The following is a 14,109-nucleotide window of genomic DNA, read 5'->3' on the forward strand; positions in this document are numbered from 1 at the left end:
TCAGGCTGCATAATGGCTGGAGGAAAAGCCCAGCCGTTCCAGTCCTCGTTTCACTTCGGGTGCCTGCATGAACAGGTTCCAAAGCAATCCGGAGCGGTGATTCTCGATCATTGCGACGATCGGGCCCTGATCGATGGCCAGATAGGTCTGGGCCAGCCAGTCGGTGGACGGTGCAAAAGCATCGACGAAACCGAAGGCGCCGAACAGTTTGCCGTCCTCGTAGCGCAGCATGGCGCGCAACGCCTCTTCCGATGCCGTCGGCAGGAAAGGGAAGCTCGACAGCGCGGCTGTCGGGGCGATCGCGCCGGTGTCTGACGTCGGTGAGTTGGCGTTATAGCCGTTCGGCGCTTCCGATGCCGTCAGGCCCCAGACGTCGTACTGGGCGTATTCCGGTTTCGACAGGCAGTAGTCGCGGTTGATCTTCGTATGGGCGACCGCCTGCTCGAAGTAATCGGCGTAGCGGTCGGAAAGCCCCCGCGGGTCGAGCGCGCAGAAGGAATATTGCGACAGAAACATCGGGCCGCCGAAGGGTTCGCCAAGCGGCAGCCTGGTGCCCAGATAGGCCTCGCCATTCTTCATCGCGCCGGAGCGCGCCCAGCCGGCGTGGTAGGTTTCCGGGCCTATCGGATGGGTGTCGGAGCCTGCGGCAAGCACATAGGTCGACAGCGCCTCGTTCCAGCCGCGAATCGGCAGGTTCATCGTCCAGTCGTGGACGGGGCTCCAGTGCCAGAAGAGCGGGCCCTCGGCATTGCCGCGGGTGAACCAGTTCCACTCGACCTCGTCGAACAGCTTGGTCACTGTGGTGCGGAATGCCACCTCGGCGTCGGTATCACCGGCAAAATACTCGCGGGCGCAGATCAGGCCCTGCAAGAGAAGCGTCGTTTCCACCAGGTCGCCGGCGTCGTCATACTGCGAGAACTGCACGGTCTTGCTCGTCTCGCCATCGACCATGTGGGCGAAGGCGCCGTGATAGCGGGTGGCGAGCATCAACCGCTCGGTGATCAGAACGATTCGCTCCAGCGCTTCCTGCCGGGTGACCCACTGCCGCTCGGCTGCGACGAGGATCGCCATCAGGCCGAAACCGGTGCCGCTGATCGAGATCATGTTGGTGGCGATCGCGCCGTTGACCCAGCGCTTGTCGTAGATCAGCTTCGTCTGCGCCTCTGCCCCTTCCCAGAAATACAGGAAGGTCTGCCGTTGGACGGCGTCGAGCAGGACTTCGACCGGCGCATCGGGATCGAGTTTTTCGACGATCATCATGTGCCGGTTCTCACTCATGCTCAGCCGGTTGCGGCCGTCTGTTCGTCCGCCGCGTGGAACTGCAGGCGGGCGAGTTTGGCATAGATGCCGCCCCTGGCGACAAGGCTCTGGTGCGTGCCTTCCTCGACGACGCGACCTTCGTCGAGCACGAGGATGCGGTCTGCCTTCAGAACGGTGGCCAGGCGGTGGGCGATGACGAGCGTGGTGCGATCCTGCATCAGGCCGTCGAGCGCGCGCTGGACCAGCGTTTCGCTTTCAGCATCGAGCGCCGAGGTCGCCTCGTCGAGCAGGAGGACGGGGGCATTTTTCAGGATGGCGCGGGCGATGGCGATGCGCTGGCGCTGGCCGCCGGAGAGCGTGATGCCGCGTTCGCCGGCCATCGTGTCATAGCCCTGGTCGAGCCTTGCGATGAATTCGTCGGCTTGGGCGGCGATCGCTGCCTGGCGCACCGCTTCGCGGGAGGCGCCGGGCATGCCGAAGGCTATGTTGTCGTGGATCGAGGCTGCAAAGATCGCGACGTCCTGTGGCACGATGGCGAGGCGCGCGCGGACATCGGCGAGTGCTGCCTCGCGCAGTTCGACGCCATCGAGCGTCACCTTGCCGCTCTGCGGGTCATAGAAGCGCATCAGCAGCGAGAAGACCGTGCTCTTGCCGGCGCCGGACGGGCCGACGATCGCCACCGTCTCGCCTGCGCGGACCTTGAAGGACAGGGCGTTCAGCGTGATGGCGCTGACGCGGGCCGGGTAGGCGAAGGAGACGTGGTCGAACTCGACCTCGCCGCGGGCCGGCGTCGGCAGTGCCGTCGGGGTGGCCGGGTCCTGAACGGCCGGCATCTCGTGCAGGAGTTCCGTCAGGCGCTCGGCTGCACCGCCGGCGGCGGAAAGCTCGCCCCAGACTTCCGAAAGCTGGCCGAGCGAGCTTGCGGCGATAACGGAATATAGGAGGAACTGGCCGAGCGTGCCGGCCGACATCTGGCCGGCCAGAACGCTCTGGGCGCCGTACCAGAGAACGCCGACGATCGAGCCGAAGACGAGAAGGATGGCGAAGCCCGTCAAAAGCGCGCGCGAGCGGATGGCGGCGCGGGCGGCCTCATAGGCGCCCTCGACGGCTGCGGCATAACGGTCGCTCGCGGCCTGTTCGCCGCCGAATGCCTGTACCGTGCGGGTGGCGGCGACGGTTTCGGAGGCGAAGGCGGAGCTTTCGGCCAGCGTATCCTGTGCGGCACGCGAGCGGCGGCGCACAGAACGGCCGAAGCCGACGATCGGGAAGACGATCAGCGGAATGGCGCTCAGGACCAGCGTCGAAAGCCACGGGCTGGTATAGATCATCATGCCCATCGCACCGAGACAGAGGATGGTGTTGCGCAAGAGCTGTGAGGCGGACGAACCGAAGGCCGACTTGATCTGCGTCGTGTCGGCGGTCAGGCGCGAGACGATCTCGCCAGACTGGTTGACGTCGAAGAAGGAGGCGGAGAGGCGGGTCACATGGGCGAAGACTTCGCGGCGCAGATCGGCCACGACACGTTCGCCGATGGTGATTACGAAATAGTAGCGCATGGCGCTTGCCACCGCCAGAAGGCAGGCGAGGGCCAGCAGCATGCCGAAATAGTTGTTGATGAAGCTGCCATCGGTTGCGGCAAAGCCGTGGTCGACCATGCGGCGCACGGCAAGCGGCAGGGCCAGCGTCGTCGCGGCCGCCAGAACGAGGAAGAAGAGTGCCGCCGCGACATGGCTGCGGTATCGGGAGAGGTAGGGGATCAGTCTCGCGAGGGGCTTCAGCGTGCGTCTGCTTTTCTCTGCCGTCTGGTCTGTCGTCTGGGGCATGGCTGCCACATTCTCTCCAAGCTGTCGCGTCGGCCCGAAAATCAACGATCCTCGAATGGGCACGATCGGAATTCAGTGTCCTTTGCGACCTCCCTGCCATGAATGAAAGGGAGATATCGGACCTATGTCAAACTCGCTCACACGGCTCTTGTGCTGGCGTTGACCTTCCTGTATAGGCTCCGCATCGAATTGGGAAGCCGTGACCGGAGTGGTCTGCGGCTTCATCTATTACAGAGGGTCGGTGATCGCAAATGCGTCATGGAGACCCCGCAGAGCAGGAATAGCGACATGAAGGCTGGCATTCATCCCGACTACCACGTGATCAAGGTCGTCATGACCGACGGCACCGAGTACGAAACCTTTTCGACCTGGGGCACCGAAGGCGCGACCATGAACCTCGAAATCGACCCGAAGTCGCACCCGGCCTGGACCGGCGGCAACCAGCAGATGCTGGACCGCGGTGGCCGCGTTTCGAAGTTCAACAAGCGCTTCGGCGGTCTCGGCCTCTAAGCCGAACCGACAATCGTTTACGAATAGCCCGGCCTCGTGCCGGGCTATTTGCGTTTGGGGCTATGCGGGCCGGAAACATGAAGCCGGTGCCTAAAGCACGTCGCGATCCTTCAGATTCGCTTGCTGTGCTTTAGCTTACTGTTTTGACGCATGTCTTTATCCCGAAACCGGTGACCACTTTCGGGAGACATGCTGTAGCCGGACAAACAAAAAATGCGGCCCGAGAGCCGCATTTTGATGAACTGGATGACTGCCTTTGTGTGATCAGTTGCCGAAGGCGGTCTGAAGCAGGTCGAACTGGGCGCGCACGCCGTTTTCGTTGTCCGGCACGGAGGCCGCTTCTGTCGGACGGTAGATCTCGCGGTCGAGCAGGGCGACGCGGTTCTGCAGGCGCAGGGAACGCTCGATCAGATCACGAAAGCCTTCCGGCAGCTCGTTCCAGCCCGGCGCGTTGCGATCGACATTGAAGCCGTCGAGACGAACCTTGTTCTTTTCTGCCAGAACCTGATCGCGCGACATTTCGCCATTGTTGACGGCGCGCTGCAGCAGCAGCCAGGAGGCCATCTGCATCAGGCGGGTGGTCAGGCGCATCGATTCAGCCGCATAAAGAACGGATGCGATGCGCGGCAGAACCTTGGAGGCTGCACGGCCGGTACCGTCGAGATAGGCTGCGGTCTCTTCGACCAGCGCCATGCCTTCCGAATATAATGTCTTGAACTGCGGGGAGTTCGCAGCGCGACCGGCAAAGTTGACGGTATTCAAACCCTGTTCCTGCATGAAAGTCATCCTGCTTACGCGATCACGATGAGGCAATGGCAACGTCGGTCAAAAGGTTCCATCGCCGCCCTCATTGACTTGAACATGGTCCTTATACTGCAAATCCGCAAGGCGTTTATTAAGGAAGGGTTAATACCCACAAGAAGCGGTAAACGGCCCTGGATGTTCTTGTTTTGGAACAGGTTCGGCGCGGTTTTGCGGCGCCCTTCAAAACCCGTCGTCACGCTGAAGTAAAGCAATTTTGACGGTTTTGGAAAAAAGAAGAGCCGCGAAAGGCGGCTCTCAAGGTAAAACAGGGAGAAATCAGACCATTCGCCGGGTGGTGAAACTGTCTGAGTCCAGCAAGACTGGACGGTTCGATAATGTCTGTTAATGATTAATATTACCTTAATCCGTCTCGGAATACTTCGTCGCTCGGGCGGCGTTTCTTCATTTTCGGAACAGGTCGTCGGCTGCGGCGCGGCCCGCCTGCTTCTTCACCCTGTCCTCTTCCAGCCTTGCGATCTCCGCCTTGAGCAGTTCGATTCGGCTGTCGAGATCGCCGACCGAAAGCAGGGAAAGGTCAGAGCCGATCTCGTGGGCGGTTTTCTTCTTCGGCCGGTCGTCGTCGAACATGCTCATGACTGTCTCCTCGGCTCGTCGGCTGCGCCATCGGCCGCGGCCGCGCGCGGGTCGAGCGCCATGCTTTCAGGTGTGGTCATCGGGGCCGTGGCAGCAGGCGCGACGGTATAGGCCTCGCGTTCGGCTGCCGGGATCGCCGCCCTCTGGCGGCTGCGGATCATCGCATAGGCGGCGATCAGGATGTGGGCGACGGCCGTGACGAGGAAGAGGGCATGCGGTCCGGCCCAGGTCATCACCGGTCCGGCGAGTGTCGGGCCGATGATCGTGCCGATGCCGTAGAGCAGCAGCAGGCCGCCGGAGACTTTGACGAAATCCTCGGGGGCTGCGAAGTCGTTGGCGTGAGCGACCGCGATCGGGTAGAGCGCGTTGGCGGCTGCGCCGTAGATGGCGACGAGGATGATGATGTCGTAGGCGCCGGTGGGGCGGATGAGTGCGACCACGACACCGGCAAGGGCGGCAGCCGCAGAGAGGCCGGCCAGGACGTGGCGCCGGTCGAGCCTGTCGGACAGGCGGCCGGCGGGAAACTGCATGATCGCGCCGGCAAAGATGGTGATGCTGACCATGGCCGCCACAGCGCTCTGCGACAGGCCCGCCTGAATGGCGAAGACGGCCGACAGGGTGCCATAGGCGCCATTGGCGATGCCGATCAGGAGGATGCCGACGAAGGAGATCGGCGAGTTCTGGAACAGCCCCTTGAGATCGAGCTTCGCCCGTTTCAGCGGTTGCGGCGAGGCGGCCTTGGAGAGTGTCGTCGGCAGGGCCGCGATACAGTAGAGGATGCCGCAGATCATGAACAGCGTGGCGGTCGTGACATCCGAGAAGGGCACGAGCATCTGGCCGCCGACGACGCCGAACAGCGTGATCGAGATGTAGAACGAGAAGATCGTGCCGCGATTTTCAGGAGTGGCGCGCTCGTTCAGCCAGCTTTCGATGATCATCGACGTTCCGGCGGTGCAGAAGCCGGTGATAGCGCGCAGCACCAGCCAGGCGGTCTGATCGACAAAAAGGCCGGTCATCAGCACGTTAAGGCAGATCAGCGACAGGAAGCCGGAAAAGGCGCGGACATGGCCGATGCGCCTGACGACATTGGGGGCAACAAAACAGCCGATGACGAAGCCGGCGGCCCAGGTCGTGCCCAAAAGACCAAGCGTTTCGTTGGAATAGCCTTCCAATGCGCCTCTCAGCGGCAGGACAAGGCCCTGAAGCCCGTTGCCGAGGAAAAGGAAGAGAGTACCGATTAAAAGGGCGAGGACGGGAAGCAGGTTTCGTCTCATCGTCTCACAATAAGCTGGCGTCTAACTCTGTTTGCCATGGCTCGATCGGATGCGTGCTGTTGCACCCGGCAGGGCATGGCGCTAACGAAGGGAAGGGCGTCCGTCATTCGGTCTTCCGTCCCTTCCCATTCCCTATCTGTGGTGGAGCGCAAAAATGTCTAGGTCGTGGCGTGATGCCAAGCGACAATCGTCGGGTGATGCGTGACCAAGATCATTACGCTGCTTCTCGTGCTCGCCATGGGCGTCCAGATCATCAAGCCGTTCGGCCTGCCGGGTCTGAAGCGCCGCATGGATTTCTGGAAGATCGCCGTCTTCGCCTTCGTCATCTGGACGGTGGCGCTGCTTGGCCGCGAATTCTACTGACCGGACGTCGCCTTCTCAGACATCATGCATCGATACTGCCGCGCATGACGAAGACCGAGCGGCCGCTGATGCGCACGTCGGTGATGTCTCCGGCCTTCTTGACCACATCCAGCCCGATGACGCTGCGGCGGCCCATTTCCACGCCCTGTTCGATGGTAAGGCTGAAGCTGCCCTCTGTTTCTGCCGCCTGCGATACGAGGAAGGCGCCGAGTGCGCCAGACGCGCTGCCGGTCGCCGGGTCCTCCGGCACGTCGTCCAGAGGCGCGAACATGCGGGCGCGGATCTGCGACGGGTTTTCGGCGTCGCGGACATAGAGGAAAAGTGGGAAGCCGAGGCCTTCGCCGGGATGTTTCGCGGTCGCTTCGCGGAAGGCGCCGACATCGGGCACTGCCCTGCCGAGTGCGTCGAGGCTTGTCAGTTCGGCGAGAACGAAGCCGAGGCCGACCGATGCGAAGACCGGTTGGTGGGGCTCGGTGCGGACATCCGCCGGACTGATCGAGGCGCAGCGGGCGACGAGATCGGCGCTGACGGTCTCGCCTATCGTCAGCGGGCGAGGGGCGCGGATCGATGCGGCGACGACGGTGCCTGCCTCGCGCTGCAACTCGACCTCGACGATGCCGGCGCCTTCCTCGAAGCGCAGCCGGTCTCCGACCGGCTGGCCGTACAGCGTCTTCTCCTGACCGAGCACGAAGGCGGTGCCGACATTCGGATGGCCGGCGAAGGGGACTTCCAGCGTCGGGGTGAAGATGCGCACGCGGGCGGTGTTCTGCGGATCTTCCGGCGGCAGCACGAAAGTGCTTTCCGAATAACCGAATTCGGCCGCGATCTTCTGCATCTCCTCGCCCGTCAGTCCGCGCGCATCGGTGATGACGGCAAGCGGATTGCCGGTAAAGCGCTCGGCGGTGAAGACATCGACGGTGACGAAATCGACGGTAGGCATGGTGTTCTCCAACTGATTTGGAGCGATGCTAGGCATCAGGATCGCATGCTACCAGTCAAACTTTGTGATGGTATCAATCATTCCCGCAGAGACCTGAAACGGAAAAACCGCGCCGTTGCCGACGCGGTTTTCTCCCTCCCTGCAGTGCCCGCGCTTTTCGAAAGCTGCGGACAGACTGCAACGATTCCTGTCGCCGGCCGGTCAGGCCTTGTTGACGCTTGCGTCGTAGATCTCGCTGATCGTTTCGCCGAGGCTGGCGTCGAAATCCGTGTCGGTCATCGAAACGCGCAGGTTTTCGGTCAGCGCCCGCGAGAAGCTCGCGATCATGGCCTTGTTCTGCTTCAGTTTCTGACAGGCATCCGCACGGCTGTAGCCGCCGGACAGGGCGACGACGCGGATGACCGACTTGTGGGCGGCAAGCGGTGCGTAGAAATCGGCGACCGTCGGGATCGTCAGCTTCAGCATGACGTTTTCGCCGGCCGGAAGCTTGTCGAGTGCGGTGGCGATCTCGTCGCGCAGAATGGCTTCGGCTTCCGTCTTGGTCGGGCTCTTGATCGAGACTTCAGGCTCGATGATCGGCACGAGGCCCTGAGCAATGATCTGGCGGGCCACCTCAAACTGCTGCTTGACGACGGCGGCGATGCCGGTCTTGTCGGCATTGGCGATGACCGAGCGCATCTTGGTGCCGAAAATGCCCTTCTCGCGGCCGCGGATGAGCAGCGCGTCGAGATCCGGCATGGCCTTCATCAGCTGCACGCCGTTTTCCTCGTCGAGCAGGCCCTTGTCGACCTTGAGGAAGGGAACTACGCCGCGCTTTTCCCAGAGGTAGGAGGGAACCGGCTGACCTTCGACATCGCCATCCATGGTGCGCTCGAACAGGATCGCGCCAATGACCTTGTCGCCCGAGAAAGCCGGGGCCGTCATGATGCGGGCGCGCATGGCGTGCATCAGGCGGAACATGTCTTCATCGCCATTGTAGTCGGTCTCGGCGATGCCGTAGAGGCTCAACGCTTTCGGTGTCGAACCGCCGCTCTGGTCCAGCGCTGCAATGAAACCGGGAGCCGAGCTGATCTTGTCCAACATCTTCGCGTCCACCATACCTTGCTCCTATCCCTGAAATTGTGCCTTACGGGCTTGCGTAAGCTTTATGTTCTTACGACCTATCGGCCGATACCAGAAGTCTTTTTAACGGGGAATATGTCTTTAAGTAGTTGAAACGATTGAAATGATTTCAATCGTTTAAAATATTCAAATATTTTAAAGCCGTCTTGATCGGCGGATGCGCGGCGCTATTTCCGCGCATCCGGATGCTCATCTAGGGCGATCAGGCGGTCTTGGACAGAACCGCGACGCCGGGAAGTTCCTTGCCTTCCATCCATTCCAGGAATGCGCCGCCTGCCGTCGAGATATAGGTGAAGTCGTCGGCAACGCCGGCATGGTTGAGCGCTGCGACCGTATCACCGCCGCCAGCAACGGATACGAGCTTGCCTGCCTTGGTCTGTACGGCGGCAAATTTGGCGGCGGCGACGGTTGCTGCGTCGAAGGGCGTGATCTCGAATGCGCCGAGCGGACCGTTCCACACCAGCGTCGAAGCCTTGCCGATCCATTCGTTGATCGCCTCGATCGACTGCGGACCGACATCGAGCGCCATGGCGTCGGCCGGAATGGCGTCAATCGTGACGGTCTCGTTTTCGGCATTGGCCTTGAATTCGCGGGCAACGACCGCGTCGACCGGCAGGACGATGGTGCAGCCGGCACTTTCAGCTTCGGACATGATCGTACGGGCAAGATCGCCGAGATCATGTTCGCACAGCGACTTGCCGACATCGATGCCCTTGGCCGCGATGAAGGTATTGGCCATGCCGCCGCCGATGACGAGCGCGTCGACCTTTTTCACGAGGTTCTGCAACAGGTCGATCTTGGTCGAGACCTTGGCGCCGCCGACGATGGCGACGGTCGGGCGCACCGGCGCGCCGAGGCCCTTTTCGAGCGCTTCAAGCTCGGCCTGCATGGTGCGGCCGGCATAGGCCGGCAGGTGATGGGCAAGGCCTTCGGTCGAGGCATGGGCGCGGTGAGCAGCGGAGAAGGCGTCGTTGACGTAGATGTCGCCATTCTTCGCCAGCGCTTGCGTGAACTCGGCGTCGTTCTTTTCCTCGCCCTTGTGGAAGCGGGTGTTTTCGAGAAGCAGGATGTCGCCGTCCTTCATCGCGGCGACGGCCTTTTCAGCGTCCGGGCCGATGCAATCGGCGGCGAAGAGGATTTTGGTACCTAGCACCGCGTTGATGGCGGTGACGATCAGCGACAACGACATGTCGGCGACAGGCTCACCCTTCGGGCGGCCGAAATGGGCGAGCAGGATGACCTTTGCGCCCTTTTTCGACAATTCGAGGATGGTCGGAGCGACGCGTTCGATACGGGTCGCGTCCGTCACCTTGCCATCGGCAACCGGAACATTGAGGTCGACGCGCACGAGGATGCGCTTGCCCGCGGGGTTGTTGATGTCGTCGATGGTCTTGAATGCCGGCATGGGCTGATCCACTCCTCTTGCGTGCTGCATATCTTGCGTGCTGCAGTGGACCGAAGCCTTGTTGAAGCGCTCGGGCCCCTGAAACTGGCGGGACCATACTATGCTTGCGGCGTGACGCAAGGGTGCGGACGGACGCAGCAGGCCCGAAAATCTCGGTGGCGCTGTTACTGCACCGGCCGGCCGCGATATTTGCGCAAGGCGTCGCGGACACGGTGGGCGATTTCCCGCATGTTGATGAAGATCGGCAGCGTCGTCGTCGGCTCGACGGGCTCCAGAGAGACGCCGATCGAGCGGATGTGGTTCATCTCATCGACCTCCCGGACGATCAGGATGATCTGGCCGAAGCGCATGCGGTCGGCATATTCCGCCTTGCCGCCAAGCCTTGCGATCATCAGTTCGCCGACCGTCATCGACTGTTCCGGCTGGGTGATGATGCCGGGGCCATAGGCGGCATCGAGTTCGGTCGCCGGGCGCGTCGGCGAAATGGCGAAGGCGCCGAAGAATTCCTCGTCGGTATCCTCCAGCGGCGCGCGGGCGGCAAACAGCCGGTCGAGCAGCCTGATATAGGTGGGGGCGACGAAGAGGTAGACCTGATCGCCTTCCCTCAGTCGACCGGCATATTGATAGCGCATGCTCTTGCCGTCGCGGATGACGAGCGAGGGCATCGACCAGCGCGGCAGGCGTTCGCCGCTGAGGATCGGGCTGCCCTTGATGACGCGGTAGGAAATCAGCTCGTGTTGCGCAGCACCGGGAAGATCGAGCTCGATTTTTTCCACGGGCCCCATGCGCGGCGGAATGATCAGGCCCAGCCGGTTGGCAACCGGCTTGATCGTCCAGCCCTGAATGCAGAGCGAGACGAGCACGATGATGAAGGTGACGTTGAAATAGAGCTCGCCGTTCTCGACGCCGCTCAGCATAGGCATGATGGCGAGCAGGATGGATACCGCGCCGCGCAGGCCGACCCAGGCGACGAAGCCGATTTCCTGCTGGGTGAAATCGCAGGGCAGCAGGCTCAGCCACACGGCGATAGGCCTGGCGACGAAGATCAGGAACAGGGCGAGCGCGATTGCCGGCAGGAGGATGCTGGGGAATTGCGAGGGCGTGGCCAGCAGGCCGAGCACGAGGAACATGATGATCTGCGCCAGCCATGTGAGGCCCTCGTTGAAGCGGCCGATCTGCTGCTTGGCGAACATCTTTCTGTTGCCCGCATACATGCCCGCGACATAGACGGCGAGGAAGCCGCTGCCGCCGACAGCGCCGGTAAACGAGAAGACCAGCAGCGCCAACGTCAGCGCGAAAATCGGCGCCAGACCGCGGTCGGAGTTGAAGCGATTGAGGATGGCGACGATCATCATGCCGCCGAGTATGCCGCAGATCAGGCCAAGCCCCATTTCCTCGAAGAAGACGAGGATGAAATGCAAGTCGATGCCGGAGAGACGCTGGCCGGTGGCGACCAGTTCGGCGATCGCGATGGTCAGGAAGATCGCCATCGGGTCGTTGGTGCCGGATTCGACTTCGAGCGTGGAACGCACCTTGTCGCGAATGTTGATGCCGCCGATGCGCAGCAGGAAGAAGACCGCGGCGGCATCGGTGGAGGCGACGATGGAGCCGAGCAGCAGGCCCTCCAGCCAGCCGAGATCAAGCAGAAGTGCGGCGGCGACGGCGAAGATGCCCGAGGTCAGCAGAACGCCGACCGTCGCCAGCGTGATCGCCGGCACGGCGGCGATACGGAAGGAATGGACGGGCGTGACGAAGCCGGAATCGAAGAGGATGATCGCCAGCGCCAGCGAGCCGAGCATGAAGGTGAACGGGTAGTTGGAAAACTGGATGCCGAGACCATCGACCCCGGCCAGAAGCCCGATGGCGAGGAAGACGAGAAGCAGCGGGGCACCGAAGCGGAAGGCAAGCAGGCTGGAAAAGGCTGCGACCAGCACCAGCAGCGTGCCGATCAGCAGGACGATATAGAAAGCCTCCAACGGCCTGTTCCTTATTAAAACTCCGCTTTGCGACCCTTGGCTGGAAAGTCGGGACCGGGGACCATTTCAGGTCGGCGGAAGCGGTGTTTCGGCAAGGGACCGGAACCGGCGGCGGGCCGGAGCGAATCGTTACGACGGGAGCAATAGGCGATAGCGAATCCGGCGAGAGAAGGGCAGAGCGGAAAAAGTAAGGCCCTTTCTTTGAAAGAAAGGGCCTTACGAGAACTAAGCGGATTTAGTCTGCTTCAGACCAGACCATTGTTTACGCCAGCCAGAAGATGACGCTGGCCAGGGAGAAGCCGATCAGGCCCATCAGCGTCTGCATCGCGGTCCAGGTCTTGAAGGTGGTCTTGACGTCCATGTTGAAGAAACGGCCGACCAGCCAGAAGCCGGAATCGTTGACATGCGAGAGCATGACCGAGCCGGAGGCGAGGGCGATGACGATCGCAGCCAGTTCGAAGCCGTTGTAACCGGCCGCCTGGATCGCAGGCTGGACGAGGCCGGCCGCGGTGATCAGCGCGACTGTCGCCGAGCCTTGGGCGACGCGCAGCGCGGTCGAGATCAGGAAGCCGGCGACGAAGACCGGCATGCCGATATCGGCAAGCCCGCCTGCCAGCGCATCGCCGATGCCGGAGGCGCGCAGGACGCCGCCGAACATGCCGCCGGCGCCGGTGATCAGGATGATCGAGCAGACCGGGCCGAGGGCGGATTCGAGCGTGCGCTCAACCTTGACCTTGTCGGTGCCGCGGCGTGGGCCCAGAACGTAGCTTGCAACCAGAACCGAAATCAGGAGAGCGATCGGGGTTGCGCCGATGGTGCGCGCAAGCTGGAACCAGCCGGCAGTGCCGTCCACCCATTCCTGGGCACGGGCGAAATCGAGGCCGGTGTTGATGAAGATCAGTACGAGCGGCAGAAGCAGCAGGGCGGCAATCAGGCCGGGGCTTGGCGGCGTCCTGTCCTGCTCGACCGGGGTCGATGTCGACACATCATCCGGCACCGGCAGGTTGATGCGATTGCCGATCCACTTGCCGAAGAAATGGCCGGCGAGGATCCAGGTGGGGATGGCGACCAGCAGTCCGACCAGAATGAGTACGCCGACATCGGCACCCAGCAGTTCGGCCGCGGCAACCGGACCCGGATGCGGCGGAACAAAGACGTGCATGCAGGAGAAGGCGGTCGCGACCGGGATACCGTAGAGCAGCAGGCTGCCGCCGAGGCGGCGGGCGACGGTGAAGACGACTGGCAGCATGACGACGAGGCCGGCATCGAAGAAGATCGGGAAGCCGAAGATCAGCGAGGCGATGCCAAGCGCCATCGGCGCGCGTTTCTCGCCGAAGCGTCTGACGAGGTCGTCCGCCAGCACCTGTGCGCCTCCGGACATTTCCAGCAGGCGACCAAGCATGGCACCGAGGCCGACGAGCAGCGCCACGCCGCCGAGCGTCGAGCCGAATGCCGAGGTCAGCGTGGTCAGAACGCTGGCAGCCGGAATGCCGGTCACCAGCGCCGTCAGGAGGCTGACGAGGACGAGCGCCACGAAGGCATGGACGCGGAACTGGATGATCAGCAGAAGCAACAGTGCGACTGCGCCGACAGCTATGGAAATAAGCGCTGTCGCGCTCAGGGTCTGTTCGAATTGCGGCAAATTTTTACTCCTCCAACACCGGGCCGTGGGAGACGGCCGGCCGGTTGTCGCTTTAACGAAACGTTTTGCTATAGGGGCTCAATCCGAGCCCCGTGAGAATCGCGCTCTACGATAATTTTGTGCGCTGCATCAACTGGTGAAGCCCCTTCATTCGCAGCATTTTTCGACTTTTCGAGTGGAAAATGCTGCAGCTGCTTCTTGTGCAATGAATTCAAACGATTAGTATATTTTTCCAATGCCTGCGTTTTTGCGTAGATGCGAATCGGCGTGTCGAGGCTCTATCGCCTTCACTCCGCTAGAGATGTCGTACATTGCAAATTCCCGAATTCACCTTGATGCAATGTCGGGACACATGTCGCGGCCTGCCGGTAGGGCAAATCACATATGCTTCATGTC

12 protein-coding genes are annotated in these 14,109 nt (G+C 62.2%); 2 read left to right on the forward strand and 10 right to left on the reverse strand.

The genetic code is table 11. The features are described 5' to 3' along the window. Complete coding sequence (locus AC0JZ4_RS10030) at window positions 1-1,260, reverse strand: glucoamylase family protein (RefSeq protein ID WP_471886235.1); 1,260 nt, start codon at window positions 1,258-1,260, stop codon at window positions 1-3. Window positions 1,261-1,280: 20 nt separating this feature from the next. Continuing rightward, the gene (locus tag AC0JZ4_RS10035) at window positions 1,281-3,083 is read right to left on the reverse strand and encodes an ABC transporter transmembrane domain-containing protein (RefSeq protein ID WP_471886236.1); all 1,803 of its coding nucleotides are present in this window, start codon (window positions 3,081-3,083) and stop codon (window positions 1,281-1,283) included. A gap of 288 nt (window positions 3,084-3,371) precedes the next feature. Here AC0JZ4_RS10035 and rpmE point away from each other — a divergent pair, with 288 nt between their 5' ends. After that, window positions 3,372-3,593: a 50S ribosomal protein L31 gene (gene rpmE, locus AC0JZ4_RS10040; RefSeq protein ID WP_471886237.1), complete on the forward strand. Its 222-nt coding sequence runs from the start codon at window positions 3,372-3,374 to the stop codon at window positions 3,591-3,593. A gap of 264 nt (window positions 3,594-3,857) precedes the next feature. Here rpmE and rcdA read toward each other — a convergent pair whose 3' ends face one another. The 3 genes from rcdA to AC0JZ4_RS10055 all read right to left on the reverse strand — a co-directional run bounded on the left by rcdA (window position 3,858) and on the right by AC0JZ4_RS10055 (window position 6,265). Next, the gene (gene rcdA, locus AC0JZ4_RS10045; protein ID WP_471886238.1) at window positions 3,858-4,370 is read right to left on the reverse strand and encodes a protease adaptor protein RcdA; all 513 of its coding nucleotides are present in this window, start codon (window positions 4,368-4,370) and stop codon (window positions 3,858-3,860) included. A gap of 429 nt (window positions 4,371-4,799) precedes the next feature. Beyond that, window positions 4,800-4,991 carry a DUF1192 domain-containing protein gene (locus AC0JZ4_RS10050; RefSeq protein WP_471886239.1) on the reverse strand — a complete coding sequence of 64 codons (192 nt, stop codon included), beginning with the start codon at window positions 4,989-4,991 and terminating at the stop codon, window positions 4,800-4,802. Next, window positions 4,988-6,265 (reverse strand): MFS transporter, encoded by a 1,278-nt coding sequence (locus AC0JZ4_RS10055; RefSeq protein WP_471886240.1) that lies wholly within the window; start codon window positions 6,263-6,265, stop codon window positions 4,988-4,990. Before AC0JZ4_RS10055 ends, AC0JZ4_RS10050 begins: the two co-directional genes overlap by 4 nt. Before the next feature lie 201 nt (window positions 6,266-6,466). On the opposite strand from AC0JZ4_RS10055, the gene AC0JZ4_RS10060 reads away from it, so the two are divergent. Continuing rightward, window positions 6,467-6,628 (forward strand): hypothetical protein, encoded by a 162-nt coding sequence (locus tag AC0JZ4_RS10060; RefSeq protein ID WP_471886241.1) that lies wholly within the window; start codon window positions 6,467-6,469, stop codon window positions 6,626-6,628. A gap of 22 nt (window positions 6,629-6,650) precedes the next feature. On the opposite strand, the gene AC0JZ4_RS10065 is transcribed toward AC0JZ4_RS10060, so the two are convergent. From AC0JZ4_RS10065 to AC0JZ4_RS10085, 5 genes are all read right to left on the reverse strand, one after another. Next, the gene (locus tag AC0JZ4_RS10065) at window positions 6,651-7,568 is read right to left on the reverse strand and encodes a PhzF family phenazine biosynthesis protein (protein ID WP_471886242.1); all 918 of its coding nucleotides are present in this window, start codon (window positions 7,566-7,568) and stop codon (window positions 6,651-6,653) included. Between the two features lie 201 nt (window positions 7,569-7,769). Continuing rightward, a complete protein-coding gene (locus tag AC0JZ4_RS10070; RefSeq protein ID WP_471886243.1) occupies window positions 7,770-8,666 on the reverse strand; it encodes a fructose bisphosphate aldolase in 897 nt (298 codons plus the stop codon). Window positions 8,667-8,892: 226 nt separating this feature from the next. Further along, a complete protein-coding gene (locus tag AC0JZ4_RS10075; RefSeq protein ID WP_471886244.1) occupies window positions 8,893-10,095 on the reverse strand; it encodes a phosphoglycerate kinase in 1,203 nt (400 codons plus the stop codon). A gap of 164 nt (window positions 10,096-10,259) precedes the next feature. Then, on the reverse strand, window positions 10,260-12,071 hold the full coding sequence (locus AC0JZ4_RS10080) for a potassium/proton antiporter (protein ID WP_471886245.1): 1,812 nt from the start codon (window positions 12,069-12,071) through the stop codon (window positions 10,260-10,262). Window positions 12,072-12,333: 262 nt separating this feature from the next. Further along, complete coding sequence (locus AC0JZ4_RS10085) at window positions 12,334-13,713, reverse strand: GntP family permease (RefSeq protein WP_471886246.1); 1,380 nt, start codon at window positions 13,711-13,713, stop codon at window positions 12,334-12,336. Between the last annotated feature and the right edge of the window lie 396 nt (window positions 13,714-14,109).

This window comes from [Rhizobium] kunmingense, assembly GCF_977018605.1.